The sequence below is a fragment of the Streptomyces sp. NPDC016851 genome (assembly GCF_055562795.1).
Window position 1 is genome coordinate 130,315 of the sequence record NZ_JBVHEP010000009.1, and the last position, 24,974, is coordinate 155,288.

Sequence of the window (24,974 nt, forward strand, 5' to 3'; positions counted from 1 at the left end):
CGAAAGGGGGCGCCCTCGGTGTCGTGCGGTACGGGCTATCAGCCCATGAACTTCTTGAACTCGTCGGGGAGTTCGAAGTCCTTGGCGCCCTGCTGCGGCAGCCCGAAGGCGCCTCCGCCCTCGGCGGCGGCCGCGCGCCGGGCGGCCTCCTCCTGCTCCTGCTGCTTGCGCTTCATCGGGTTGCCGGAGCGCTGCTTGCCCTTGGCCTGCTTCTGCTTCTTCTTGGTCCGGCCGGGTCCGCCGCCCATGCCCGGCATCCCGGGCATCCCGGGCATGCCGCCGCCCTGGGCCATGCGGGACATCATCTTGCGCGCCTCGAAGAACCGCTCGACCAGGTTCTTCACCGCGCTGACGTCGACACCGGAACCCCGCGCGATGCGGGCACGGCGCGAGCCGTTGATGATCGTCGGCTCCTGGCGCTCGGCCGGGGTCATCGACTTGATGATGGCGGCCGTGCGGTCGACGTCCCGCTCGTCCAGGTTGTTGATCTGGTCCTTCATCTGGCCCATGCCCGGGAGCATGCCGAGCAGCTTGGAGATGGAGCCCATCTTCCTGACCTGCTCCATCTGGGCCAGGAAGTCGTCGAGGGTGAAGTCCTGGCCCTTCTTGGAGGCCAGCTTCTCGGCCATCTTCTGGGCTTCGGCCTGGTCGAAGGTCTTCTCCGCCTGCTCGATCAGGGTGAGCAGATCACCCATGTCGAGGATGCGGGAGGCCATCCGGTCCGGGTGGAAGGCGTCGAAGTCGTCGAGCTTCTCGCCGTTCGACGCGAACATGATCGGCTTGCCGGTGATCTGCCGGATCGACAGGGCCGCACCACCGCGGGCGTCACCGTCGAGCTTGGAGAGCACCACGCCGTCGAAGCCGACGCCGTCGCGGAAGGCCTCGGCGGTGTTGACCGCGTCCTGACCGATCATCGCGTCGACGACGAACAGGATCTCGTCGGGGCTGACCGCGTCCCGGATGTCCGCGGCCTGCTGCATCATCTCCTGGTCGATGCCCAGGCGGCCGGCGGTGTCCACGATCACGATGTCGTGGACCTTGGACTTGGCGAACTCGATGGAGTCCTTGGCGACCTTGACCGGGTCACCGACGCCGTTGCCCGGCTCCGGTGCGTAGACGCTGACACCCGCGCGCTCGGCGACGACGCTGAGCTGGTTCACCGCGTTCGGGCGCTGGAGGTCACAGGCGACCAGCAGCGGCGAGTGGCCCTGCTCCTTCAGCCAGCGGCCGAGCTTGCCCGCGAGGGTGGTCTTACCGGCACCCTGCAGACCCGCCAGCATGATCACGGTGGGCGGCTGCTTGGCGAAACGCAGACGCCGGGTCTCGCCGCCGAGGATGGTGACCAGTTCGTCGTTGACGATCTTGAGGACCTGCTGGGCGGGGTTCAGGGCCCGCGAGACCTCGACGCCGAGCGCGCGCTCCTTGACGTTCTTGATGAACGTACGGACGACCGGCAGCGCCACATCCGCCTCGAGGAGCGCGATCCGGATCTCGCGCGCCGTGGCGTCGATGTCCGCCTCGGAGAGCCGTCCCTTGCCGCGCAGGTTCTTGAAGGTCGCTGAGAGGCGATCGGAAAGAGTATCGAACACGGCGCTCGCGGTCCTCGGGGTCGGAGACAGACTGGGGAATCGCCCTCCAGGGTATCCCGGCGTGACAAGTCGCCGGGTCGCCCTCACCCACGCAGTGTCTCCTCCAGCTTCCGCGCCACCGACTCGGCCTCGTCACCGGGCAGCGGCGCGCCCTTCGGACCGGTCACGTAGAAGGCGTCGACGGCGTTGGCGCCGAGCGTCGAGACGTGCGCGCTGCGCACCAGGACGCTCGCGTCCTCCAGGGCGCGGCCGATGCGGAACAGCAGGCCCGGGGCGTCCTGGGAGCGGACCTCGATGACGGTGGCCAGCCGGGAGGCGGCCGGGTGGACCGACACCCGGGGCGGCGGGGCCACCACGCCCCGGCGGCGCGGATAGGCCGCGTCCCGTTCGGCGAGACGGCCGGCGATGTCCAGGGAGCCGTCCAGCGCCCGCACGAGGTCGGCGCGCAGGCGGGCGGCCTGCGGCAGCGAGCCGTACTCGGCGGCGACCCGCCAGTCCAGCAGCAGGACCGAGCCGTCGACGCCGTCCGGGAGGGTCAGGGACCGCAGCTCCGCCGTGCGTACGGTCAGCCGGTGCATGGCGAGGACACCGGCCACCGCGGGCAGCACACCCGGCTGGTCGGGGACGGCGATGAGCAGCTCCACGCCGAGCGGCTCGGGGTCACCGGAGGGCTCCTGCCCGGCGGGCGGTTCGGTCTGGGCCCGCAGGGAGAGGACCGGGCTGCCCGTCGCGACCGCCTCGATGGCGAGCCGCTCCTGCTCGGCCGTCGGCGCGGCGTCCTCGGGATCGTCCGGGGCGTCCCCGGCGAGCACCGCCGAGACCCGCTCGACGAGGTCGGCGACGAGCGAGCCGCGCCAGGACGACCAGGCGGCCGGGCCGGTGGCCAGGGCGTCGGCCTCGGTGAGCGCGTGCAGCAGTTCCAGGGTGCTCTGGGAGCCGACGGCCTCGGCGACCGAGCGCACGGTGGCCGGGTCCTCCAGGTCGCGCCGGGTGGCCGTCTCCACTAGCAGCAGGTGATGGCGGACGAGGGTGGCGACGACCGTCACGTCGTGGCGGTCGAAGCCGATGCGGGCGGCCACGTCCTTGGCGATGATCTCGCCGGCCACCGAGTGGTCGCCGGGCCAGCCCTTGCCGATGTCGTGCAGCAGCGCGGCGACCAGCAGCAGGTCGGGGCGGCTGACCCGGCGGGTGAACTCGGAGGCGCGCACGGCGGTCTCGATGAGATGCCGGTCGACGGTCCACAGGTGCACGGCGTTGCGCTGCGGGCGGCACCGCACCCGCTCCCAGTCGGGCAGCAGCCGGGTGATCAGCCCCTCGGCCTCCAGCGCCTCCCAGACCTCGATGGTCGGGCGGCCGGAGCCGAGCAGGGTGACGAGCTGCTCGCGGGCCTCGGCGGGCCAGGGCGCGGGCAGCGGGCGCACGGTGGCCGCCATGCGCCGTACGGCGTGCAGGGAGAGCGGGAGTCCGGCCTGTGCGGCGGCTGCCGCGGCGCGCAATGGCAGTACGGGGTCGCGCTCGGGGCGTGCGGCGCGGGCGAGCACCACCTCGCCGTCCTGCTCCACGACGCCTTCGGCCAGCGGAGAACGCTCGGCGGTCGGCTTTCCGCCGCCCAGCATGGCGCGCAGCCGGGGCCGCACGGCACGCGACCGCAGTACGCGCCCCACCTCGCGCCAGGTGACGTCACTGGCGTACGAGATGAGCCGCGCCGCCTCGTAGACCTGCCGCAGCAGCGTGTCCGCGTCGAGCAGGCCGAGCTCGGCGGCCACCTGGTCCTGCTCCTGGAGGGCGAGCCGGTCGGTGGCCCGCCCGGTGGCCAGGTGCAGGGCGTCCCGGACGTCGAGGAGCCGGCGCCGGGCGTCGGCGAGGCCCTCGCGCGGGGCGTCGGCGAGCCAGGAGGCGGCGACGGCACGCAGCGCGGTGGCGTCGCGCAGCCCGCCGCGGGCCTCCTTCAGATCGGGTTCCAGGAGGTACTGCAGCTCGCCCTGGCGCTCGGCGCGTTCGGCGCACAGTTCCTGGAGTTCGGGGAGGCGTTTGGGCGCCTGGTTACGCCAGTCGGCCAGCACGGCCGTACGGAGCCCGGCGGTGAGGCCGAGGTCACCGGCGAGGTGCCGGGCGTCCAGCAGGCCGAGCTGGACCTTGAGGTCCTCCCCCGCGGTCTTGCGGGCCTCGGTGGGCGTGCGGACGGAGTGGTCGAGGGCCAGGCCCAGGTCCCACACCGGGTACCAGAGCCGGTCGGCGAGGGCGGCGACCGCCTTGGCGTCGCTGCCGTCGTGCAGCAGGAGCAGGTCGAGGTCGCTGCGCGGGGAGAGCTCGCCGCGGCCGTAGCCGCCGACGGCGACCAGGGAGACTCCGCGCAAGCCTTCCGCGCCCGCGGCGAACAGGCCGGTGAGCCAGTCGTCCGTGAGGTCGGCCAGGGCCGCACGGCGCGGCGGCCCGGACCGCGCCTCCTCGGTGAGGAGACGCAGCCGGGCCGCCGCGTAGCCGCTGGGTCCCGAATCCTCTGCTTCCTTCTGCACGTCCGTACCCGTCACCCAGCGACTCCTGTTCTGTTTGCCTGCCTCAGAGCGCGTCGGGGCCGCGCTCGCCGGTCCGGACCCGTACGGCCGTGTCGACCGGGATGGACCAGACCTTGCCGTCACCGATCTTGCCGGTGCGGGCCGCCTTGACCACGACCTCGATCAGTTGCTCGGCGTCGTCGTCCTCGACCAGGACCTCGATGCGGATCTTCGGGACCAGGTCGACCGTGTACTCGGCACCGCGGTAGACCTCGGTGTGGCCCCGCTGACGACCGTAGCCGCTGGCCTCGGTGACCGTCAGGCCGTGCACGCCGAAGGCCTGGAGGGCTTCCTTGATCTCGTCGAGCCGGTGCGGCTTCACGACGGCGGTGATGAGCTTCATGCGTCCACCTTCTTGCTCTCGGCTCCGGCCACGGCGGCCGCGACGGTGGCGGTCTTGGCGGCACCGCCACCGGCGCCGCTGAAGTCGTATGCGGTCTCGGCGTGCTCGGCCTGGTCGATGCCGGCGATCTCATCGTCCTCGGGGACCCGCATACCGATGGTCTTGTCGAGGATGAAGGCGAGGATCGCGGAGACGATCAGCGAGTAGGCGAGCACCGCGAAGACACCGGCGCACTGCTTCCAGAACTGGGTCAGGCCGCCGCCGTAGAAGAGGCCCGCGACGTCGGACTGGCCGTGGCCGCTGGCGAAGAAGCCGATCAGCAGGGAGCCGACGACACCGCCGACCAGGTGGACGCCGACGACGTCGAGCGAGTCGTCGTAGCCGAACTTGTACTTCAGGCCGACGGCCATGGCGCACAGCACACCGGCGATGACGCCGACGGCGATCGCGCCGAGCGGGCTGACCGCGCCACCGGCCGGGGTGATGGCGACCAGACCGGCGACCGCGCCGGAGGCGGCGCCCAGCGTGGTGAACGCGCCGTGGCGGATCTTCTCGTAGGCGAGCCAGGCCAGCATCGCGGCGGCGGTGGCGACCTGCGTGTTGACGAACATCAGCGCGCCGACGCCGTCGTCGTTGCCGAGCCACGAGCCGGCGTTGAAGCCGAACCAGCCGAACCACAGCAGACCGGCACCGAGCATGACCAGCGGCAGGCTGTGCGGACGCATCGGGTCCCTCTTGAAGCCGACGCGCTTGCCGATGACCAGGATCACGCCGAGCGCAGCGGCACCGGCGTTGATGTGGACCGCCGTACCACCGGCGAAGTCGATCACACCCAGCTCGAAGGCCCAGCCGCCGGCGCCCCAGACCCAGTGCGCGACCGGGAAGTAGACGACCGTGGCCCACAGGGTGATGAACAGCGCCCAGGCGCTGAACTTCACGCGGTCGGCGAGGGCACCGCTGATCAGGGCGGGTGTGATGATCGCGAACATCAGCTGGAAGACCAGGAACACGAAGATCGGGATGGTGTAGCCGTCCCACAACTGGGTCAGGCCGATGTTGCTGAGGCCGACCCAGTCGGAGTTCCAGCCGATGAGGCTGCCGGAGTCGGTGCCGAACGCCATGGAGAAGCCGTACAGCACCCACAGGATGGTGACGATCCCGAGGCTGATGAAGCTCATCATCAGCATGTTCAAGGTGCTCTTGACGCGGACCATGCCTCCGTAGAAGAAGGCCAGGCCCGGGGTCATGAGCATCACCAGGGCGGAACAGATGAGCATGAACCCTGTGTTGGCGGCAGACAGCTTGGGTGCTTCTGCGGCAAGGGTGATGGCTGGTGCCATCGGCGTCTCCTCGTCGTTGGTACGGCCCCGTGCGGGCGAAGCCTCGAGCGGAATGAGGGGTGGGCCGGTTATGCGCCACGAGATTGGCGCAGCGCGGTTTCGGTGGAAGCCCCTCGTTGTTTCGCCGCCGTGACGAAGGCGCTCTGTGTGTTACGCCTCGATGAACTGCCGGATCGCGGGCGCGTCGATCGTTATCGTGACGCAATCTTCCGCGAGGAAGCAGGTCCGGCCGCGGTCGGCCTTCCGATGACCTGGCATGGGGGAGCCGAGTCGGGCAGTTCGGGAGGGCCGGCCGCGGCCGGGGTTCAGGGGGTGGGCGGATTCTCGGAGGAGGGCAGCTCAGACCGCCTCTGCGGTCTCGGGCAGCTCGGCCGCGAGCCGCTCGGTGAGGTCGACGACCTCGCCCAGGTCGCCGAAGTCGCGTGCGGCCGTGTCGACCGTCTTTCGAATACGAGTGTTGACCCGCTCGGAGCGGACCTTCTTGGCGACCTGCATGGCCTGGGAGGCGTAGACCGTGCACTGCTCGGGCTCGCGCTGGAGGAGGTTCACCGTGGCCATGCCGATCAGGTTCAGCGCGTACGACCGCTGGTGCTCGTCGTCCTCGGCGAAGAGCTCCACGGCCCGCTTCATCAGGGGCTCGGCCAGCGAGGCGTACGTCGGGCTGCGGCCGGCGACATAGGCCAGGTCTCGGTACGAGTGCGAGTTCTCGCCGTACAGCTCGGCCTCGGAGAAGAAGCGGATCCAGTCGGGGTCCGGCTCGTCCCACTCGTCGGACTCGGCGAAGGTGTCCTCGGCCATCCGGACCGCCCGTTTGCACTTGCCGGGCTGGCCCATGTTGGCGTAGGCGCGGGCCTCCATCGCATACAGCATCGACTGGGTGCGCGGACTCGCGCAGTCCCGGCTGCCGTACTGCGCGAGGTGGATCAGCTCCAGCGCGTCGTCGGGCCGGCCGAGGTGGATCATCTGCCGGCTCATGCTGGACAGCACATACGAACCGAGGGGCCGGTCACCGGCCTCCTTGGCGGCGTGCAGCGCGAGGACGAAGTACTTCTGCGCGGTCGGCTGGAGCCCGATGTCGTACGACATCCAGCCGGCCAGCTCGGCGAGCTCGGCGGCGACCTTGAACAGGCGCCGGGTGGTGGCCTCGGGCTGGGGCTCCTGGAGCAGGTCCGTCACCTCGTGCAGCTGGCCGACGACCGCCTTGCGGCGCAGGCCGCCGCCGCACTGGGCGTCCCACTGCCGGAACATCACCGTCGTGGACTCCAGGAGGTCCAGCTCCGGCTTGGAGAGCCGGCCGCGGGCCCGCCCGGAGGCACCGGCCGCGGGCTCGGGCTCCGACCGCGGGGCCGGGGGCGAGGGGACGAGCCAGCGCTGCATGGGCTCGATGAGGGCCGGGCCCGCAGACAGCACCAGCGAGCTCCCGAGGAAGCCGCGCCGCGCCAGCATCAGGTCGCTGCGCGAGAACTCGCTGAGCAGGGCCACGGTCTGCGGGCCCGTCCACGGCAGGTCGACGCCGGTCGCGGAGGGTGACTGGCGCGCGGTGCGCAGCCCCAGGTCCTCGACGGAGACGACGACGCCGAAGCGCTCCGAGAACAGCTCGGACAGGATCCTGGGGATCGGTTCGCGGGGGTTCTCGCCGTCGAGCCAGCGGCGCACGCGCGAGGTGTCCGTGGAGATGTGGTTGGCGCCCAGCTGGCGGGCCCGGCGGTTCACCTGGCGGGCGAGCTCGCCCTTGGACCAGCCGCTGCGCACGAACCAGGAGGTGAGCAGCTCGTTCGGGCGCTTGTCAGCGTGTGCAGCGTTTGTCCCGCTTCCGCCGTTGCCGCTCACTGGAACGCCCCCATCCCTGAGACCACTTGTCGCCGAGTGCGCCAAGCCCTAAGCATGCCGGTTCGTACGGCCGTCCGTCCGGTCCTTGTCACCCTTCGAACGGAATACCGACTTGCCTCCGGCATACCCACGAGTGCATGTGCCCCCAGGACTCGTGCACACAAAGTAATCCTACGATCACCCGTCCAGCCACGTCTCACACGGAAACGCCACCATTCGCCACCCCTTCGAATGAACTCACGTGCGCGCGACCGCGATTCACTTGACACAGCACAAGCAGGAGCGGGTGCAGCGATGCACTCAGGGGCGCGTGTCGCCGGGCACACCACCCTGGGCACTTCCGGGCGCGGCGTGAACCGGTCGCCGCCGGGAAGGCGGGAACAGAGAGTCACGCACCGCGTCCGCAGCGTAACCACCGGTGCGTCGGACCCGTTGGAGGGGGCATGGGCTTCACGATCGGCATCAGCCGGGGCATGCGCGACATCCGGTCCGGCTCACGCCGCCGCGGTCGCACGTCGGACGGCACGGCCGTGGCCGAGTACACCGGGCTGTGGGGCTGGGACGTGGTGCCGGGGGCCCGGGCCGCCGCGGGTGCCTGCTCCTGCGGCCGCCGTGACTGTCCGGCGCCGGGCGCGCATCCGCTGGACTTCGCGCCGGTGATCCCCGCCGGGGCGACGCTGGACGACGTGACCGAGACCTGGGGCGAGTTCCCCGGCGCCTCGGTGATGCTGCCGGTCGGCCGGGCGTTCGACGTCATCGAGGTGGCCGAACCCGCCGGCTGCCGTGCGCTCGCCCGGCTGGAGCGCATGGGCCTGCCCGTCGGCCCGGTCGCGGCGACGCCGGACGGCCGCGCCCACTTCTTCGTCGCCCCCGGCGCCGCCGCCGACCTGCCCGGCCTGCTCTACCGCATGGGCTGGGACGACCCGGCCGCCCTCGACCTGCGCGGCCTCGGCCCCGGCGCCCACATCACGGCGCCGCCCTCCGACCGCGGCGGTCTCGGCCCGGTGCGCTGGCTGCGCTCCCCCGCCCTGGACTCGGCCTCCCGGCCACCGGAGGCCCGGCTGGTGCTGGGCACGCTGGCGTACGTGGCGCACCGGTCACGGGCTTAGCCGGCAGGCATCCGTACACAACGAAGCGCCCGACCCGACTGCGTATCGGGACGGGCGCTTCGTGACCGCTTCACATACGGATTTCCATAGGTGACTCCTCGGCAGTGGCCGCAGCTCACTCTCCGATAAGAGCGTCAACGAACGCCTCCGGCTCGAACGGCGCCAGATCGTCCGCGCCCTCCCCGAGCCCGACCAGCTTCACCGGGACACCCAGCTCGCGCTGGACCGCGACCACGATGCCGCCCTTGGCCGTGCCGTCCAGCTTGGTGAGGACGATGCCGGTGATGTCGACGACCTCGGCGAAGACCCGGGCCTGGACCAGGCCGTTCTGCCCGGTGGTGGCGTCGAGCACGAGCAGCACCTCGTCCACCGGGGCCTGCTTCTCCACGACCCGCTTGACCTTGCCGAGCTCGTCCATCAGGCCGGTCTTGGTGTGCAGCCGGCCGGCGGTGTCGATGAGCACGACGTTCGCGCCCATCTCCTTGCCCTCCTTGACCGCGTCGAAGGCGACGGAGGCCGGGTCGCCGCCCTCCGGTCCGCGCACGGTGTGGGCGCCGACGCGCTCGCCCCAGGTCTGGAGCTGGTCGGCGGCGGCGGCCCGGAAGGTGTCGGCGGCGCCGAGCACGACACTCTGGCCGTCGGCCACCAGGACACGGGCCAGCTTGCCGGTGGTTGTGGTCTTGCCGGTGCCGTTGACGCCGACGACCATCACGATGCCGGGCTTGCGGTCCTCCGGCTCGGTCTTGACCGCGCGGTCCATGTCCGGGCCGACCAGCGTGACCAGTTCCTCGCGCAGCAGGGTGCGCAGTTCGTCGGGGGTGCGGGTGCCGAGCACCTTCACGCGCTCGCGCAGGCGCTCGACCAGTTCCTGGGTGGGCTGCACGCCGACGTCGGCGGTGAGCAGCGTGTCCTCGATCTCCTCCCAGGTGTCCTCGTCGAGGTGCTCGCGCGACAGCAGGGTCAGCAGGCCCTGGCCGAGAGCGTTCTGGGAGCGGGAGAGCCGGGCCCGCAGCCGGACCAGGCGGCCCGCGGTGGGCTCCGGGATCTCGATCTCGGGAGCCTCGGCGGGCGGCTCCTCGACGACGACCGGAGCCGAGCCGTCCGGGAGATCCACCTCCTCTATCGTGCGCCGCGGTTCCTCCCGCGGCGTCTCGGCCTCGTCGCCGACGTGCGGCTCGGCCGGTGGGGCGGTGATGTCGGGCGCTGCGGGCGGGGGCGGGGGCAGCTGCTTCTTGCGCCGGCTGCCGACGATGAGCCCGCCGAGCGCGCCGAGCACGACCACGGCGATGACTACAGCAAGGATGACGATGTCCATAACCCGTCCAGTATCAGTCATGGGGCCCCGGGTCACGCGGCTTGTGCCGCCCTCCCGGCGCCAGGGCCGCCGGATCTCCACACCCCTGGATGTCTGACGCCCCGTCAGCTAACGTCCTCCGGACACCCGCCCGGTGAAGGGAGACGTTCCCATGCCCGTCTCGGTCGTACGCTTCAACCTCGTCGCTCCCGGGGCCGCCCCCGCCGAGCTCGGCGCCCGTTACCGGGCGGCCCTGGAGATGGCCTCGTACGCCGACGACCGGGGCGTGACCACCGTGCAGACCGAGGAGCACCACGGGGCCGGCAACAACTGGCTGCCGTCGCCGTTCGCCTTCGCGGGGGCCGTCTTCGGCGCGACCCGGCGTGTCGCGGTCACGGTCTCGGCGGTCATCGGCCCGCTGCACGACCCGCTGCGGCTCGCCGAGGAGATCGCCGTGCTGGACCTGCTGAGCGGCGGCCGGCTGGTGACGGTCGCCGGGATCGGGTACCGGCCCGAGGAGTACGACCTGTTCGGCGTGGACTTCGCCCGGCGCGGACGGCTCCAGGACGAGCTGCTGGAGACGCTGCTGAAGGCGTGGACGGGCGAGCCCTTCGCCTTCCGGGGCCGCACGGTCCGCATCACCCCGCGTCCGTACACCGAACCGCACCCCCTGCTCCTGGTGGGCGGCTCCTCCAAGGCAGCCGCCCGCCGGGCCGCCCGGCTCGGCCTGCCCTTCTTCCCCAGCGCGCATCTACCGGAGCTGGAGGCGTACTACAAGGAGCGGCTCACCGAGTACGGCACCGAGGGCTGGGTGATGATGCCGGCCGCCGAGACACCACTGCTGCACGTGGCCGAGGACCCGGACCGGGCCTGGGCTCAGTACGGCGAGCACTTCCTGCACGAGGCGCGTACGTACGCCTCCTGGCAGTCGGGCGGGGTGCGCTCGGCGGTGAAATCAGTGGCGACGACGGTCGAGGATCTGCGCGCGGAGGGCGTGTACCGGATCCTCACGCCCGAGCAGTGTGCGGGGCTGGGGCTGGATTCCTACGTCCTGCATCCGCTGGCCGGCGGGATGCCGGTGGAGGAGGGCTGGCGGAGTCTGCGGCTGTTCGCGGAGCGGGTGATGCCGGAGCTGGCGGGCTGACCCTCGCGATATCCGGTGGAACGTGTGCGCCCGCCGGTGATGCACTGCGCGCATGACCTTGGCGGTGGATGTGTTCGTGCGGGATGCGGACGGCGAGTGGCGGGTCCTGGACGTCCCCGACGGGTGCGACGACTCGGCCGGTTTTGAGTCCTGGCGCCGGACGGTGTGGGGCTCCGAGACGGTGCGCTCGCTGGGCGCCCGCTACTTTCCGGTCCTGGCCGAGGACGATCTGCTCGTCGAGGCCCCCGAGGTGCCCGGCTTCCTGCGGGAGGTGGCGCTGCTGCGGGCGAACCTCGATCTGATCGCCGCCACCACCGAGCGCCCGCGCGGAATCGCGGAGCGCCGGGACCAGCTCGAGTCACGGCTGCGGAACATCGAGGCGACCGCCCTGCGCGCCCTGGAAGGCGGCGCCGGCGTTCTGATCTGGTGAACGACGGACCGCCGCCCCGGCTCGGGCAGTGGCCGAACCGGGGCGGCGGCGGGTTACGGGGAGAGGGGCAGCGGGGACTTTGGCCCTCCTCCCCGAGTGTGCGGGACGGGCTCAGCCCATCTCCTCCAGTGCCTTGCCCTTCGTCTCCTTGACGAACTTCAGGACGAACGGGATGGAGAGCGCGGCGAAGACCGTGTAGATCACGTAGGTCGCGGAGAGGTTCCAGTCGGCCAGCGACGGGAAGCTCGCGGTGATCGCCCAGTTGGCGATCCACTGCGCGGCCGCGGCCACGCCCAGGGCGGCGGCGCGGATCTTGTTGGGGAACATCTCGCCGAGGAAGACCCAGACGACCACACCCCAGGACAGGGCGAAGAAGAGCACGAACATGTGCGCGGCGATCAGGGCGACCCAGCCCTGGGTGGCGGGCAGCTGGCCGTCGACCAGGTCGTAGGAGAACGCCCAGGCCTCCAGCGCGAGACCGATCACCATGCCGACCGAGCCGATGAGGGCCAGCGGCTTGCGGCCGACGCGGTCGACGAAGATCATCGCGATGACGGTGCCGACGATGTTGATGATCGACGTGGTGAAGGAGTAGAAGAACGAGTCCGTCGGGTCGACGCCGACCGACTGCCACAGCGTCGAGGAGTAGTAGAACGCGACGTTGATGCCGACGAACTGCTGGAAGACCGACAGGCCGATGCCGATCCAGACGATCGGCTTGAAGAAGAAGCTGCCGCCGAGCAGGTCCTTGAAGCTGGACTTGTGCTCGCTCTTCATGGCGTGCTCGATCTCGGTGACACGGGCGTCCAGGTCGACGTCCTTGCCCTCGACCTCGGTGAGGATCTCCCGGGCGCGCTCGTGCTTGCCGACGGAGATGAGGAAGCGCGGGGACTCGGGGATGACGAAGGAGAGCAGCCCGTAGAGGACGGCCGGGACGACCATGACGCCGAGCATGACCTGCCAGGCCTCCAGGCCCATCAGCTTGCCACGCTGGTCGCCGTCGGCGGCGTTCAGTACACCCCAGTTGACCAGCTGCGACACGGCGATGCCGATGACGATCGCGGCCTGCTGGAAGGAGCCGAGCCGGCCGCGGTAGGCGGGCGGGGCGACCTCGGCGATGTAGGCCGGGCCGATCACGGAGGCCATGCCGATGGCGAAGCCGCCGACGACACGCCAGAAGGCGAGGTCCCACAGCGCGAAGGGCAGCGCGGAGCCGACGGCGCTGACGGTGAAGAGGACGGCGGCGATCTGCATGCACCGGATGCGGCCGATGCGGTCGGCGATGCGGCCGGCGGTCGCGGCGCCGATGGCGCAGCCGATGAGGGCGATGGCGATGACCTGGGCGAGGGCTGCGGAGCCGACGTCGTAGCGGTCCCGGATGGCCTCGACGGCGCCGTTGATCACGGAACTGTCGTAGCCGAAGAGGAAACCACCCATCGCGGCCGCCGCCGCGATGAAGATGACATGCCCGAGATGCTCGGGATGAGCCGCCCTGGCTCCGGACTTGGGTGCCTGCGCTGTGCTGGTCACGTGTACTCCTCGGGCCACCGGCAACGCTGCCGGAGCGAATCAGCCTTCGAGGTGCCACCTGAAGGTACCTGAAGGTAAAAGGAACGTTGCCGAGACTATGCCTTCAAGTTTCGAAGTCAATAGGTCAGTAGCTGTGAATCTGAGGCAGGAATGTGTCGGTGATGTGTTCAAGTATTGAAGCCATCGAGAGTCGCAGGTGAGACCGGTGTAGAGCACACTCATCTAGCGGAGGCGCTGGCTGATGACCTTCGACACACCGTCGCCCTGCATGGAGACGCCGTACAGCGCGTCGGCGACCTCCATCGTGCGCTTCTGGTGGGTGATCACGATCAGCTGGGAGGCTTCCTGGAGCTCCTGCATGATCCGGATGAGCCGCTGGAGGTTGGTGTCGTCGAGGGCGGCCTCGACCTCGTCCATGACGTAGAACGGGCTGGGCCGGGCCTTGAAGATCGACACGAGCAGCGCCACGGCGGTCAGCGACCGCTCCCCGCCGGAGAGCAGCGACAGCCGCTTGACCTTCTTGCCCGGCGGCCGGGCCTCGACGTCCACGCCCGTGGTGAGCATGTTGTCGGGGTCGGTCAGGATCAGCCGCCCCTCACCACCCGGGAACAGCCGGCTGAAGACGCCCTCGAACTCCCGGGCCGTGTCCCGGTAGGCCTCGGTGAAGACCTGCTCGACGCGCTCGTCGACCTCCTTCACCACCTGGAGGAGATCCGCCCGCGTCTTCTTGAGGTCCTCCAGCTGCTCGCTGAGGAACTGGTGGCGTTCCTCCAGCGCCGCGAACTCCTCCAGGGCGAGCGGGTTCACCTTGCCGAGCTGCTGGTAGGCGCGCTCGGCGGCCTTGAGGCGCTTCTCCTGCTCGGCCCGGAGATACTGCTTCGGCCTGTTGCGCGGGTGCTCCGGGTCCTCCGGCAGCTCCTCGCCCTCGGCGGGGGGCGAGGGCGGCACGAGCTGATGCGGTCCGTACTCCGCCACCAGCCCCGCCGGTTCGACACCCAGCTCCTCCAGCGCCTTGGTCTCCAGCTGCTCGATCCGCAGCCGCTTCTCGGCGCCGAGTACCTCGCCGCGGTGGACCGAATCCGTCAACTTGTCGAGTTCGGCCTTGAGATCGCGTCCCTCGGTGCGGGCGCGGGCGAGTTCCTGTTCGCGGTGGGCCTTGGCGGCCTCGGCGGCGGTGCGCTCCTCGTCGGCGCGGGCGAGGGAGACCTCGACGTGCGCGAGCAGCTGCCGGGCGCCCGAGCCGACGGCCTCGGCGACGGCCGCCTCGTGCCGCAGCCGGGCCCGCCGCTGCTCGGCACGCACGCGTGCCTCGCGTTCCGCGCGGGCGGCCCGGTCCAGGGAGTCGGCCCGTCCGGCCAGGCCCTTGACCCGTTCCTCGTGCGTACGGACCTGGAGGCGGGCCTCCATCTCCGTCTGCCGCGCGTTGGCACCGTCGGCGGCGAGCCGGTCCCGTACGGAGGTGTCGGGCTCCTCCTCGATCGGCATCTCCTCGGCGACGGCGAGCCGCTCGGCGAGCTCCTCGGCCTCCTGCAGCGCCTTGTCGAGGGCCTCCTGGGCCCGGGCCGCGGCGGCGGTGGAGCGCTCGGCCTCCCCCGCCGCGCCTCGCGCCTGCCCTGCGAGCCGGCCGAGCTGCTGGGCCACGGCGGACTTCTCCCGGTCGGCGGCCCGGCGCCGCTCCCCCAGCTCCTCGACCAGCGCGGCGCACTCCCTGCGGCGTTCCACCGCCGCCTGCTGGGCCTCGGCCAGCGCCTCGCAGCGGACGGCCAGCTCTTCCAGCTCTGCGGCTGCCTCGTCCACGGAGGCCTGTACTTCGAGGAGGCTGGGGGCGCCTGCGGAGCCGCCGTGGGCGAAGTGGGCGCCGAGGAGGTCGCCTTCGGCCGTTACGGCGGTGAGGTCGGGGTGGGTGTAGACGAGGTCTTCGGCGTCCTCCAGGGTGCTGACGACGACGATTCCCTGCAGGAGGCGGCGTACGGCGGGCATCAACTCGGCAGGGCCGCGGACGAGGTCGGCGGCGTAGGTGTGTCGTGCGTCTGCGGGTGCGTCGTGGTCGTTCGCGCAGTTCCCCGCGCCCCTGAGGTCGGAGGCTCCCGCCAAGAGCAGAGTCGCCCTGCCTCCGTCCTGTTTGCGCAGGAGTCTGATCGCGTCTGCTGCCGAGGACGGGCTCGTCACCGCGATCGCGTCCGCCGCCGCTCCGAAGGCCGCCGCGAGGGCGACTTCGTGGCCCGGGGTGACCGTCAGGAGTTCCGCCGCCGGACCGAGGAGGCCGGAGAGGCGGTCCTTCGCCGCGAGCAGTATCCCCGTGCCGTCCTTGCGGCGCAGGCCGAGTGCCAGGGCCTCGTGGCGGGCCTGGGTCGCGGCGCGCTTGCGTTCGGCGGCCGTGGTCGCCTCGCGGGCTGCCGTGAGGGCGGCCTCGGCCTCGGCGAGGTGCTGCTTCGCGGCCTCGTGCTGCTCGGCGAGTTCCGCGTCTGAGGCGTCGAGGCCGTCGACCTCGGCCTTGAGGGCCTCGTACTCCTCCTGGGCGGCGACGGCACGTTCCTGCGCCTCGTCGCGGGCGGCGGCCAGGCGTTCGATCTCGGCCTGGGCGGAGGCGGCGCGGGAGCGGGCCGCGTTGACCTGGCCGCTGAGCCGGGCCAGGCCCTCGCGCCGGTCGGCGATGGCGCGGGCGACGTCCTTCAGGCGCCGTTCCTCCTGGGCCAGGGCGCTCTCCAGCTCGGCGCGGTGGGCGACCGTGTCCTCCAGGGCGCGTTCGGCCGCTTCCAGGGCCGCTTCCAGCTCGGCCTCCTGCTCTCGGATGCGGGCGGCCTCGCGCTCCATGTCCTCCGGGTCGCGGCCGCGTCGTTCCTCGGGGGGCGCGGAGGTGGCGCTCTTCACGCGGGCGTCGGCCAGCGAGATCGTGCCGCGCACCCGCTCGGCGAGCTGGGAGAGCTCGTACCAGGTCTGCTGGGCGCGCTGGAGGCGCGGCGCGAGCTGTCGCACCTCGTCCTCCAGGAGCGCCTCGCGCTGGAGCGCCTTGCGCAGCTCCTGCTCGGCGGCCTCCTTGCGTTCCTTCAGCGCGGCCTCGTCGGCGACCTCCGCCTTGAGGGCTTCCCGGAGCCGTACGAGGTCGTCGGCCAGCAGGCGCAGCCGGGCGTCGCGCAGGTCGGCCTGGATGACGGCGGCCCGGCGCGCGACGGCGGCCTGGCGGCCGAGGGGCTTGAGCTGCCGTCTGAGTTCGTCGGTGAGGTCCTGCACGCGCGCGAGGTTGGCCTGCATCGCGTCCAGCTTGCGCAGCGCCTTCTCCTTGCGCTTGCGGTGCTTGAGGACGCCGGCGGCCTCCTCGATGAAGGCCCGGCGGCCCATCGGGTCGGCGTGCAGCACGGAGTCGAGCTGGCCCTGCCCGACGATGACATGCATCTCGCGGCCGATGCCGGAGTCGGAGAGGAGCTCCTGGATGTCGAGGAGGCGGCAGGTGTCGCCGTTGATCTGGTACTCGCTGCCGCCGTTGCGGAACATGATCCGCGTGATGGTGACCTCGGCGTACTCGATGGGCAGGGCACCGTCGGAGTTGTCGATGGTCAGGGACACCTCGGCCCGGCCCAGCGGGGGTCGGCCGGTGGTGCCGGCGAAGATGACGTCCTCCATCTTGCCGCCGCGCAGCGACTTGGCGCCCTGCTCGCCCATGACCCAGCTGAGCGCGTCCACGACGTTGGACTTGCCCGAGCCGTTCGGCCCGACGACGCACGTGATACCCGGCTCGAACCGGAGTGTGGTCGCCGATGCGAACGACTTGAACCCGCGGAGGGTCAGGGCCTTGAGGTGCACGCCGCTGGACTCTACCGCCCGGGTTCGTCTCACTCCATGAACCCGCGGTTTCGCCGCTGAACGCACAGGGCACACCAGACGTTAAAGACGGTGAAAGGATGCGGGGGCAAGAAAGAAGGGACGCCTACGGCGTCCCTTGTACTTCTGACAACTCAGCGGTTGTGACGGGCGGCCCAACCACTGCAGTGCTGTTGTGGAGCGGTGCAGTGATCAGGTGAGCGCAGGCTCCGCCTGGTGTGCGTCAACGCTCTCCATGATCCTGTCGTGAGAAGCGGCAGCCGTCAGCGCCTCGTTTTCGGCCTGGATCCGTACGAGTTCGGATTCCAGGTCCTGGACGCGCTGCTGGAGCCGTCGCATCTCGGCGAGGAGTCGAGGGTCGGAGCCGCCGACGTAACCGAGAAGCGCCTTTGCCATGATGGATGGTCCTCCACAATGAGTGACCGACCGATGCGGTGTGGGTCGTGAGGGATTCCGCACCCGCAGTCTTGGCAGGGCCTGGAGTTGTGCTGCCGTTCAGCCATGCCAAACAGCTAGGTGCGCGGGGTGCTTTCAGCGTCTCACCAAAAAGTTTGACGGTCAACACGATCACGCCCTGTATTGGCGGCAACCCGGGCGCGCACGGCCTGGAACGGCGATGCTGCGGCTACTGCGGGACCTTCGGGGCGTGACGATCATCCTTGCGGTTGCGGCCTGCCAAGGCAAGTGATTCTCGGCAATCACCAGCAAGTTTCCGTTCGGGGAGCCCCTCGGCGGCCGGTCCGCGGGCGGCCCTGGAGGCCGCCCGGCGGCGAGGGGCCAGCGGATGGCGAAGCCCTCGTAGCCCCCGCGAGGTGTGTCCCAGATCTCGGTGACCCCTTCCACGCGGCCGGGCGTGTCGTCACTCTGGAGCCACTCCAGCAGGCCTTCACAGCCCTCTCGCGCGCCCTCCGCGACCACTTGGACGCGTCCGTCGCCCAAATTGAGAGCAAAACCACTCAGGCCGCCGATCTCCAGGGCCTTGGCTCGCGTGAACCAGCGGAAACCCACACCTTGGACGCGTCCACGCACCCAGGCGACCAGTCGCACATCCTCGCTCATGACTGCAACCTAACCGCCCGAACTCGCTCTGGGCACTTCCTCCCCTTGCGCCATGCGGTACCGTCCCCACCCAACGAATCTCATATGAAACTCACACGATCGAGTGAGTTTGGTGTTGATCTCGAGGACGAGTCGACCGCCAGGACGAGGAAGGCCAGGACATGGGACGCCACCGACGCTCCGCCGCCGGCCGCGCCGCCACGGGCCGCGCCACGGCGATCACGCAGGCCGATGGCTCCGTGGCAGGGCACGACCCGCAGCACTCCCCCGCGGGAGACGGCCCGGCGATGGGCATCGCGCCCTACCTGAACCCCGAGGCGTACGCCGGCACCTACGCCAAGAGCGAGGCCTACCTGTTCGCCACGGGCGCCTCCGAGCCGGGTGACGGCTACGACGCCCGGAGCGCCGACACGGCCGTCTTCGCCTCCGACGGCTTCACGCCCGACGGCGGTGCCCGGCGCCCCGGCTCCCACCGCCGCCGGAAGAAGCCCGCACGCCCGGTGCGCACCGGGCTGCTCGGCGTGTCCGCGGCGGTCGCGCTCGGCACGGTCGCGGTCGCGACGGGCGCGGTGCCCGGCCTCGAGAACTACCAGCTCGGTGGTGGCGGTGGCGCCGACAAGGTGCAGGCCGGTGACACACCGACGAACAGCCCGATCGAGCAGGGCGGCACCACCGGCAGCGCCGACGACCGGGACGGCGCGCCCACGAGCCGGGACACCGAGCGCTCCCTGTCGCCGTCGCCGTCCGCCTCGAAGTCGTCGGCCGCGCCGACGAAGACGCCGGAGAAGCCGAAGACGCCGGAGAAGCCGGAGAAGACGCCGGAGAAGAAGCAGCCGGCGGCCACCCCCCGCGAGAAGCCGGACAGCACCCCCTCCCGTACGGCCACGAAGGCGCCGCAGGCCCCCAGCGCGTCCGCCGCCCTCTCCGGGGAGTCCGCCGCCGCGGCCCAGGTGCTCAAGCTGGTGAACGAGGAGCGGGCGAAGGTGGGGTGCAGCGCGGTCGCGGCGAACAGCGCGCTGACCGAGCTGGCGCAGAACTACAGCGAGGACATGGCCGCGCGGGGCTTCTTCGACCACACCGACCCGGACGGCAGGACGCCGTGGGACCGGGCCGAGAAGGCCGGGATATCCAACCTCGGCGGGGAGAACATAGCCCGCGGCCAGGCCGACGCCGCGGCCGTGATGGACGCCTGGATGAACAGCCCCGGCCATCGCGCCAACATCCTGAACTGCGACTTCAAGACGCTGGGCGTCGGGGTCGAGTTCGGGTCCGGCGGCCCGTGGTGGACCCAGAACTTCGGCTACTGAGCCCCTGCCGGTGGCGCTAACCAACAGTTAGCGCCACCTGTCGGTTAGCGCTGCGCTGGCGTAGGCTGGGCATATGACCACCACCCGGGAGCCCACGGCGGGGCTGGACGACCTCCCGTACAACGTGTTCGCCAAGGCCTGCCCCTCGCGCGGCACGCTGGAGCACGTCACGGGCCGCTGGGGCGCACTGACGCTGGGCGCCCTGTACGAGGGTTCGCTCCGTTTCAACGAGCTGCGTCGCCGCGTCGACGGCGTCAGCGAGAAGATGCTCTCCCAGACGCTGCACGCGCTGGAGCGCGACGGCCTGGTGCACCGCGAGGCCCAGCCGACCAACCCGCCCCGCGTGGACTACGAACTGACGCCGCTGGGACGCGGCGTGGCCGAGCGGCTGCTGGCCCTGATCCACTTCGTGGAGGGCGGCATGGACGAGGTCATCGCCGCGCGCGGGCGGTACGACTCCGCTAGGGCGTGATCCGCGGGGGGCGCTGGCACTTCGGGCAGTAGTAGCTCGACCGGTTCATCCAGGGCCGCCGGCGTATCGGGGTGCCGCAGCGCCGGCAGGGCAGGCCCTCGCGGCCGTAGGCGTCGAGGGAACGGTCGAAGTAGCCCGACTCGCCGTTGACGTTGACGTACAGGCTGTCGAAGCTGGTGCCGCCCACCGCCAGGGCCGCGTTCATGACGTCCCGCACATGACCCAGGAGCAGCAGGCTGCGCGGGCGGGTGAAGGTCGTGGTCGGGCGCTCGTAGTGGATGCGGGCGCGCCACAGGGCCTCGTCCGCGTAGATGTTGCCGACGCCGCTGATCAGCGACTGGTCGAGCAGGGCCCGCTTGATCGTGGACCGCTTGCGGCGCAGCGCCCGGTGGAAGGCCTCGTCGTCGAAGAGCGGGTCGAGCGGGTCGCGGGCGATGTGCGCGATGACGTCGGGCAGGCCGTCGAGGGTGTTGTCGTGCAGTGACAGGCCGCCGAAGGTGCGCTGGTCGACGAAGCGGAGTTCGGTGTCCAGGGCGTCGGTGAAGCGGACGCGGATGCGCAGGTGCTTCTCGTCCGGGGCCGTGTGCGGCTGGACCAGCAGCTGGCCGCTCATGCCGAGGTGGGCCAGGATCGACTGGTCGGTGTCCTCCAGGGGCAGCCACAGGTACTTGCCGCGGCGGCTCGGGACGCCGATGCGGTGACCCTTCAGACGGTGCGCGAAGTCGTCGGCGCCCGCGAGGTGGCGGCGCACCGCGCGCGGGTGCAGCACCTCGGCCTCGGCGACGGTCCGGTGGGCGACCCACCGCTCCAGACCGCGCCGGACGACCTCGACCTCGGGCAACTCGGGCATGGGGTCCCCCGTAACGTACCTGCGGATGACTCGAGCGCCCGCCCCGGGCAGGGGCGGGCGCTCGGGTGCGCTGTGCTGTGCCGGCCGCCCGGCTGGGGTGCCGGGCGGTGGCTGTCAGCCGTCGACGCTGCCGTCGACGACCGTGTGGGCGGCCTGAGCCGCCGCCGTCTGCGTCGCCTCGGCGGCCTTCGCCGCCTTGGCGCGCTCGTCCGCCGCGGCCCGGATGGACCGCCACGCGGACTCGGCGGCCTGCTGCTCCGCCTCCTTCTTGCTGCGGCCGGTGCCGGTGCCGTACGAGACGCCTCCGACGCGGGCGGCAGCAGTGAAGGTCTTCTCGTGGTCGGGGCCGGTCTCCGTGACCAGGTACTCGGGCACGCCGAGCCCCTCTGTCGCGGTGAGCTCCTGGAGGCTGGTCTTCCAGTCCAGGCCGGCTCCGAGGTTGGAGGATTTCTCGATCAGCGGGTCGAACAGGCGGTGCACCAGCTCCGCCGCCGAGTCCAGCCCCTGGTCGAGGTAGACCGCGCCGATCACCGCTTCGAGGGTGTCGGCGAGGATGGACGCCTTGTCCCGGCCGCCCGTGCCCTCTTCACCCCGGCCGAGCCGGATGAAGGAGCCCAGGTCGAGCCCGCGGCCCACCTCGGCGAGTGCACGCGAGTTCACCACCGCGGCCCGCAGCTTGGCCAACTGGCCTTCTGGCAGGTCGGGGTGGGTGCGGTACAGCGTGTCCGTGACGACCAGGCCGAGCACGGAGTCCCCGAGGAACTCCAGACGCTCGTTGGTCGGCAGACCGCCGTTCTCGTATGCGTACGACCGGTGGGTCAGTGCTCGCACCAGAAGGGCGGACTCGACCTTGTAGCCGAGCCGCCCTTCCAGAAGCGTGTGGGACGAGGCCTGGTTGTCCGCCGTTGCGCTCCCGCTCACGCGGGAAGACTTGTTCTTAGGCGTGGACACAGTGCCTCTCACCAGCCGCTCAGACCTCGAGGACCTGGCGCTTGTTGTAAGTGCCGCAAGAGGGGCACGCGATGTGCTGCTGCTTGGGCTCGTGACAGCGCTCGCACGCAACCAGGGTGGGGACCGCAGCCTTCCACTGCGACCGGCGGTGGCGCGTGTTGCTGCGCGACATCTTCCGCTTCGGAACAGCCACGGCTACTTCTCCTGCTTCTCGTCGACGCCCGGTTCGGCGCCGCTCATCTCGTCCTTCTCGCCGTCCGACATGGTGTCGGCGAGTCCCTGCAATGCCGCCCAACGGATGTCGACGGCGTCATGGTGGTGGTCCGGGTCGTCCGCCAGCCGTGCGCCGCACTCGGCACACAGACCAGGGCAGTCTTCCTGGCACACCGGCTGCATCGGCAGTGCGAGCACCACCGCATCACGCAGCACGCTCTCGAGGTCGAACAGGCCGTCCTCGAGGAAGAGCCTGTCCTCGTCGTCCTCGGCGTCGTCGCCCGGTTCCGCGATCACGCGGCCCCGGTCGTCGGCGTCAGGGTACGAGAACATCTCCTGGAACTCCGCTTCGACGTCGAGCTGAAGCGGCTCCAGACACCTTACGCACTCCCCCTCGGCGGCGGCACGGGCGGTGCCTGTGACGAGCACCCCTTCCATGACCGACTCCATGCGGAGTTCGAGCTCCACCGGGGCGCCTTCCGGCACTCCGATGACTCCCTTGATACCGAGGTCCTGGGGAGCGTCGACCGTGCGGGTCAGGCGCTGTAGCGCACCGGGCCGCCGGCCCAGCTCGTGTGTGTCGAACACGAGGGGGTTGCGGTGGTCGAGGCGGGCGTTCAGGGCCATTCCTGCTTTCGGTCTGCTGAGCTGAGGGGGACGCCGCCCTTCGGTGTTCCGGGCAGCGGTGATCGCGGACGTACGCGCGACCGAAGAGCCAGGATACTGGACCTTTGCCCGTCGGCCCAATCCGGTGCTCAGCCGTTGCCGCGGCCCTGCTCGTAGGCCCTCAGCTGCTCGGCGCTGATCATGCCGGTGTCGAAGAGGCTGGTCTCGTCCAGGGCGTACCCCTGGTGGCCCTGGTGCCCGGGCTGTGGCTGCTGGGCCTGCTGGGTCTGCTGGGCCTGGTTCGGGTCGTACGCGGCCTGCTGGGGGTCGTAGCCCTGGTAGGCGTAGGGATCCGCCTGCTGGTAGCCGTACGGGTCCTGCTGGGCCGCGTACGGCTGCTGCGGGTAGCCGCCGTAGGGGTCGGGCTGCTGCTGGATGGGGGCACCTCCCGCCGGGGCGTAGCCGGAGGTGGGGGAGTAGGCCGGCTGCGGCTGGCCGTAGTCCTGCTGCTGGGCGGGCTGCTCGGCCGGGGGCTTCTCGTCCGCGAGGGCGGCCAGGCCGGCGAGGTAGTCGGCGTCGCTGGAGTGCTGGACGGTGCTGGTGTCGTCGGCGAGTGAGCCGAGGTCGTCGGTGGCGATCCGGCCGTGCAGCTTCTGCCGGCCGCGGCCGACGGCGTCCAGGGTCTTGGCGAGGACCGCCTCGAAGGCGCCGAGCTTGACGTCGACGTACTCGTCGGCGCTGCGGCGCTGGGTCTCCGGGTCGTGGCTGCGCTCGGGGGCGTCCTCGTCCTCGTAGCCCTGCTCGTCGGTGCCGGGGCCGGTGCCGAGGAGCTTCTCGCGGCCGCGGCCCACGGAGCCGAGGGTCTTGGTGAGGACGACCTCGAAGTTGGCGAGCTTGGAGTCGACGTACTCGTCGGCCTCGGCGCGGATCTCCTCGGCCTCCTGGCGGGCCTCGGCGAGGATCCGGTCGGCCTCGGCCTGGGAACGGCGGGCGACCTCGGTGTCGGAGATCAGCGAGCCGCGCTCGGCGTGCGCGGCCTGGATGATCCGCTCGGCCTCGTGGCGGGCCTGTTCGACCATCTGCTCGCGGTCGCCGATCAGCTCCTGGGCCTGGGCGAGGGAGCCGGGCAGCGCCGCGCGCACCTCTTCCAGCATGGAGAGCAGTTCGGCGCGGTTGACCACGCACGAGGCCGACATGGGCATGGACCGGGCGCCGGAGACCGCGGCGACGATCTCGTCGAGCTTCTTCTGCACGTCCACCGTGTGCTCGCCACTCTCTACAGATGCGTTGGAGACGGACGGGACGACTGTACGGCCAGGGGGATGCCGGGGAACACCGGGTGACGGGCTGTCAGGGTCCGGCGGGGTGCCGAGGGCGGGTTCAGTCCTGCCTCAGGCGCTCGCCGAGGGCCTGGAGGACCTCCGCCGGAACCAGGTGCGACACGTCGCCGCCCCAGGTCGCGACCTCCTTGACCAGGGAGGACGACAGGAAACTGTAGGTGGGGTTGGTGGGGATGAAGAGGGTCTCCACGCCCGAGAGGCCGTTGTTCATCTGGGCCATCTGCAGCTCGTAGTCGAAGTCGCTGACCGCGCGCAGGCCCTTGACGATGGCGGGGATGTCGCGCTGCTTGCAGAAGTCGACGAGCAGGCCGTGGAAGGCCTCGACGCGGACGTTGCCGTACTCGGCGGTGACGCGGCGGATCAGGTCGATCCGCTCGTCGATCTCGAACAGGCCCTTCTTCGACTGGTTGATCATCACCGCGACGTAGACCTCGTCGTACAGCCTGGAGGCGCGGGAGATGATGTCGAGGTGTCCGTTGGTGATCGGGTCGAACGACCCGGGACATACGGCGCGGCGCACTTGTGATCCCTCGCTCTCCGGTCCGGTCATCGTGCGTCTTCGCACGTAGAGGCGGCGCGACCGTACCAAAACGTTCCCTCGCCGTAGCGACGGGCCCGGAGGGCTTCGAAACCCTCGGGCCACCGGAATTCACCGCCTCTGGTGCTGCGCTCCACGGTGACGAGGGCTTCTTCGGTGAGCCAGCCTTCCGTGCGGAGTGTGAGCAGGATCTCGCGAAGATCGTCGTCCGTGACGGCGTACGGCGGGTCGAGGAAGACCAGGTCGTACGGGTCGCCGGGGGGTGTCGTGCGGATGATCTGTTCCGCTTTGCCTGATCTGACCTCGGCGCCGGGGAGGCCGAGGGACTTCACGTTGTCGCGGACCGTGCGGGCCGCTCGCGCGTCGGCCTCGACGAGGAGGGCGTGGCCCGCGCCTCGGGAGAGGGCCTCCAGGCCCACGGCTCCTGATCCCGCGTAGAGGTCGAGGACGCGTTCGCCTTCCAGGGGTCCGCCGAGGAGGGATTGCCAGGTGGAGAAGAGACCTTCGCGTGCGCGGTCGGAGGTGGGGCGGGTGCCGGTGCCTGGGGGTACCGCCAGGCGACGTCCGCCGGCTGTGCCGGCGATCACGCGGGTCATCTTCGGTCCTTGGTTGTGGGCGGCTTCAGGTATCAGTGTGGCTGGTCGCGCAGTTCCCC

General features: G+C 71.0%; 21 protein-coding genes and 1 pseudogene. 5 read left to right on the forward strand and 17 right to left on the reverse strand.

The features are described from left to right. Window positions 1–38 precede the first annotated feature (38 nt). The 5 genes from ffh to nsdA form a co-directional block, all read right to left on the reverse strand. Window positions 39–1,589 carry a signal recognition particle protein gene (gene ffh / locus ACZ3I3_RS16615; RefSeq protein ID WP_467365690.1) on the reverse strand — a complete coding sequence of 517 codons (1,551 nt, stop codon included), beginning with the start codon at window positions 1,587–1,589 and terminating at the stop codon, window positions 39–41. An 83-nt stretch (window positions 1,590–1,672) separates the two neighbouring features. After that, window positions 1,673–4,120, reverse strand: coding sequence for a [protein-PII] uridylyltransferase (locus ACZ3I3_RS16620; RefSeq protein ID WP_467365691.1), 2,448 nt, complete (start codon window positions 4,118–4,120; stop codon window positions 1,673–1,675). Between the two features lie 28 nt (window positions 4,121–4,148). Beyond that, on the reverse strand, window positions 4,149–4,487 hold the full coding sequence (locus tag ACZ3I3_RS16625) for a P-II family nitrogen regulator (RefSeq protein WP_102907163.1): 339 nt from the start codon (window positions 4,485–4,487) through the stop codon (window positions 4,149–4,151). Next, entirely contained in the window at window positions 4,484–5,827 is a 1,344-nt protein-coding gene (locus ACZ3I3_RS16630; RefSeq protein WP_467365692.1) for an ammonium transporter, read from the reverse strand. The genes ACZ3I3_RS16625 and ACZ3I3_RS16630 overlap by 4 nt, the downstream gene beginning before the upstream one ends. A 339-nt stretch (window positions 5,828–6,166) precedes the next feature. Beyond that, window positions 6,167–7,657 (reverse strand): transcriptional repressor NsdA, encoded by a 1,491-nt coding sequence (gene nsdA / locus ACZ3I3_RS16635; protein WP_467365693.1) that lies wholly within the window; start codon window positions 7,655–7,657, stop codon window positions 6,167–6,169. A 443-nt stretch (window positions 7,658–8,100) separates the two neighbouring features. On the opposite strand from nsdA, the gene ACZ3I3_RS16640 reads away from it, so the two are divergent. Then, the gene (locus tag ACZ3I3_RS16640) at window positions 8,101–8,766 is read left to right on the forward strand and encodes a bifunctional DNA primase/polymerase (RefSeq protein WP_354745427.1); all 666 of its coding nucleotides are present in this window, start codon (window positions 8,101–8,103) and stop codon (window positions 8,764–8,766) included. 115 nt (window positions 8,767–8,881) lie between these two features. Here the strand turns inward: ACZ3I3_RS16640 and ftsY are convergent, their stop codons facing one another. Continuing rightward, complete coding sequence (gene ftsY, locus ACZ3I3_RS16645; protein WP_467365694.1) at window positions 8,882–10,081, reverse strand: signal recognition particle-docking protein FtsY; 1,200 nt, start codon at window positions 10,079–10,081, stop codon at window positions 8,882–8,884. A gap of 151 nt (window positions 10,082–10,232) precedes the next feature. Between ftsY and ACZ3I3_RS16650 the strand changes: the two genes are divergently transcribed. Continuing rightward, window positions 10,233–11,204, forward strand: a complete 972-nt coding sequence (locus tag ACZ3I3_RS16650) for an LLM class flavin-dependent oxidoreductase (protein WP_467365695.1) — start codon at window positions 10,233–10,235, stop codon at window positions 11,202–11,204. Between the two features lie 52 nt (window positions 11,205–11,256). Continuing rightward, a complete protein-coding gene (locus tag ACZ3I3_RS16655; protein WP_467365697.1) occupies window positions 11,257–11,634 on the forward strand; it encodes a hypothetical protein in 378 nt (125 codons plus the stop codon). A gap of 111 nt (window positions 11,635–11,745) precedes the next feature. Here the strand turns inward: ACZ3I3_RS16655 and ACZ3I3_RS16660 are convergent, their stop codons facing one another. The 4 genes and pseudogenes from ACZ3I3_RS16660 to ACZ3I3_RS16675 form a co-directional block, all read right to left on the reverse strand. Then, a complete protein-coding gene (locus ACZ3I3_RS16660; RefSeq protein WP_356030092.1) occupies window positions 11,746–13,164 on the reverse strand; it encodes a sugar porter family MFS transporter in 1,419 nt (472 codons plus the stop codon). A 222-nt stretch (window positions 13,165–13,386) separates the two neighbouring features. After that, window positions 13,387–16,965, reverse strand: coding sequence for a chromosome segregation protein SMC (gene smc / locus ACZ3I3_RS16665; RefSeq protein WP_467365700.1), 3,579 nt, complete (start codon window positions 16,963–16,965; stop codon window positions 13,387–13,389). Between the two features lie 210 nt (window positions 16,966–17,175). Beyond that, a complete protein-coding gene (locus ACZ3I3_RS16670; protein WP_003993245.1) occupies window positions 17,176–17,379 on the reverse strand; it encodes a hypothetical protein in 204 nt (67 codons plus the stop codon). Window positions 17,380–17,763: 384 nt separating this feature from the next. Further along, a pseudogene (locus tag ACZ3I3_RS16675) lies at window positions 17,764–18,042 on the reverse strand (acylphosphatase); the annotation flags it as partial. Between the two features lie 161 nt (window positions 18,043–18,203). Here ACZ3I3_RS16675 and ACZ3I3_RS16680 point away from each other — a divergent pair. Next, the gene (locus ACZ3I3_RS16680; RefSeq protein WP_467365702.1) at window positions 18,204–19,349 is read left to right on the forward strand and encodes a CAP domain-containing protein; all 1,146 of its coding nucleotides are present in this window, start codon (window positions 18,204–18,206) and stop codon (window positions 19,347–19,349) included. Between the two features lie 73 nt (window positions 19,350–19,422). Further along, window positions 19,423–19,821, forward strand: a complete 399-nt coding sequence (locus ACZ3I3_RS16685; protein WP_467365704.1) for a winged helix-turn-helix transcriptional regulator — start codon at window positions 19,423–19,425, stop codon at window positions 19,819–19,821. Here the strand turns inward: ACZ3I3_RS16685 and mutM are convergent. The 7 genes from mutM to rsmD all read right to left on the reverse strand — a co-directional run bounded on the left by mutM (window position 19,811) and on the right by rsmD (window position 24,915). Next, window positions 19,811–20,671 (reverse strand): bifunctional DNA-formamidopyrimidine glycosylase/DNA-(apurinic or apyrimidinic site) lyase, encoded by an 861-nt coding sequence (gene mutM / locus ACZ3I3_RS16690; protein WP_467365706.1) that lies wholly within the window; start codon window positions 20,669–20,671, stop codon window positions 19,811–19,813. The two genes, ACZ3I3_RS16685 and mutM, sit on opposite strands and share 11 nt — an antisense overlap. A 114-nt stretch (window positions 20,672–20,785) precedes the next feature. After that, a complete protein-coding gene (gene rnc / locus ACZ3I3_RS16695; protein WP_397873062.1) occupies window positions 20,786–21,622 on the reverse strand; it encodes a ribonuclease III in 837 nt (278 codons plus the stop codon). A gap of 19 nt (window positions 21,623–21,641) precedes the next feature. Continuing rightward, window positions 21,642–21,815 (reverse strand): 50S ribosomal protein L32, encoded by a 174-nt coding sequence (rpmF, locus tag ACZ3I3_RS16700; protein WP_003951102.1) that lies wholly within the window; start codon window positions 21,813–21,815, stop codon window positions 21,642–21,644. A 2-nt stretch (window positions 21,816–21,817) separates the two neighbouring features. After that, window positions 21,818–22,462 (reverse strand): YceD family protein, encoded by a 645-nt coding sequence (locus ACZ3I3_RS16705; protein WP_467365709.1) that lies wholly within the window; start codon window positions 22,460–22,462, stop codon window positions 21,818–21,820. 128 nt (window positions 22,463–22,590) lie between these two features. Next, window positions 22,591–23,700, reverse strand: a complete 1,110-nt coding sequence (locus tag ACZ3I3_RS16710; protein WP_467365711.1) for an ATP synthase F0 subunit B — start codon at window positions 23,698–23,700, stop codon at window positions 22,591–22,593. Window positions 23,701–23,821: 121 nt separating this feature from the next. Then, window positions 23,822–24,301, reverse strand: a complete 480-nt coding sequence (gene coaD, locus ACZ3I3_RS16715) for a pantetheine-phosphate adenylyltransferase (protein WP_436726445.1) — start codon at window positions 24,299–24,301, stop codon at window positions 23,822–23,824. Window positions 24,302–24,327: 26 nt separating this feature from the next. Then, a complete protein-coding gene (gene rsmD / locus ACZ3I3_RS16720) occupies window positions 24,328–24,915 on the reverse strand; it encodes a 16S rRNA (guanine(966)-N(2))-methyltransferase RsmD (protein WP_467365713.1) in 588 nt (195 codons plus the stop codon). Window positions 24,916–24,974 lie beyond the last annotated feature (59 nt).

Bases quoted from the DNA above. Each gene is read 5' to 3' on its own strand.
- ACZ3I3_RS16680 (WP_467365702.1), top strand. From the start codon at position 18,204: ATGGGACGCCACCGACGCTCCGCCGCCGGCCGCGCCGCCACGGGCCGC.
- ACZ3I3_RS16640 (WP_354745427.1), top strand. From the start codon at position 8,101: ATGGGCTTCACGATCGGCATCAGCCGGGGCATGCGCGACATCCGGTCC.
- ACZ3I3_RS16655 (WP_467365697.1), top strand. From the start codon at position 11,257: ATGACCTTGGCGGTGGATGTGTTCGTGCGGGATGCGGACGGCGAGTGG.
- ACZ3I3_RS16705 (WP_467365709.1), bottom strand. From the start codon at position 22,462: ATGGCCCTGAACGCCCGCCTCGACCACCGCAACCCCCTCGTGTTCGAC.
- ACZ3I3_RS16650 (WP_467365695.1), top strand. From the start codon at position 10,233: ATGCCCGTCTCGGTCGTACGCTTCAACCTCGTCGCTCCCGGGGCCGCC.
- ACZ3I3_RS16670 (WP_003993245.1), bottom strand. From the start codon at position 17,379: ATGGCAAAGGCGCTTCTCGGTTACGTCGGCGGCTCCGACCCTCGACTC.
- rsmD (WP_467365713.1), bottom strand. From the start codon at position 24,915: ATGACCCGCGTGATCGCCGGCACAGCCGGCGGACGTCGCCTGGCGGTA.
- mutM (WP_467365706.1), bottom strand. From the start codon at position 20,671: ATGCCCGAGTTGCCCGAGGTCGAGGTCGTCCGGCGCGGTCTGGAGCGG.
- ACZ3I3_RS16685 (WP_467365704.1), top strand. From the start codon at position 19,423: ATGACCACCACCCGGGAGCCCACGGCGGGGCTGGACGACCTCCCGTAC.
- ACZ3I3_RS16630 (WP_467365692.1), bottom strand. From the start codon at position 5,827: ATGGCACCAGCCATCACCCTTGCCGCAGAAGCACCCAAGCTGTCTGCC.
- ACZ3I3_RS16625 (WP_102907163.1), bottom strand. From the start codon at position 4,487: ATGAAGCTCATCACCGCCGTCGTGAAGCCGCACCGGCTCGACGAGATC.
- ftsY (WP_467365694.1), bottom strand. From the start codon at position 10,081: ATGGACATCGTCATCCTTGCTGTAGTCATCGCCGTGGTCGTGCTCGGC.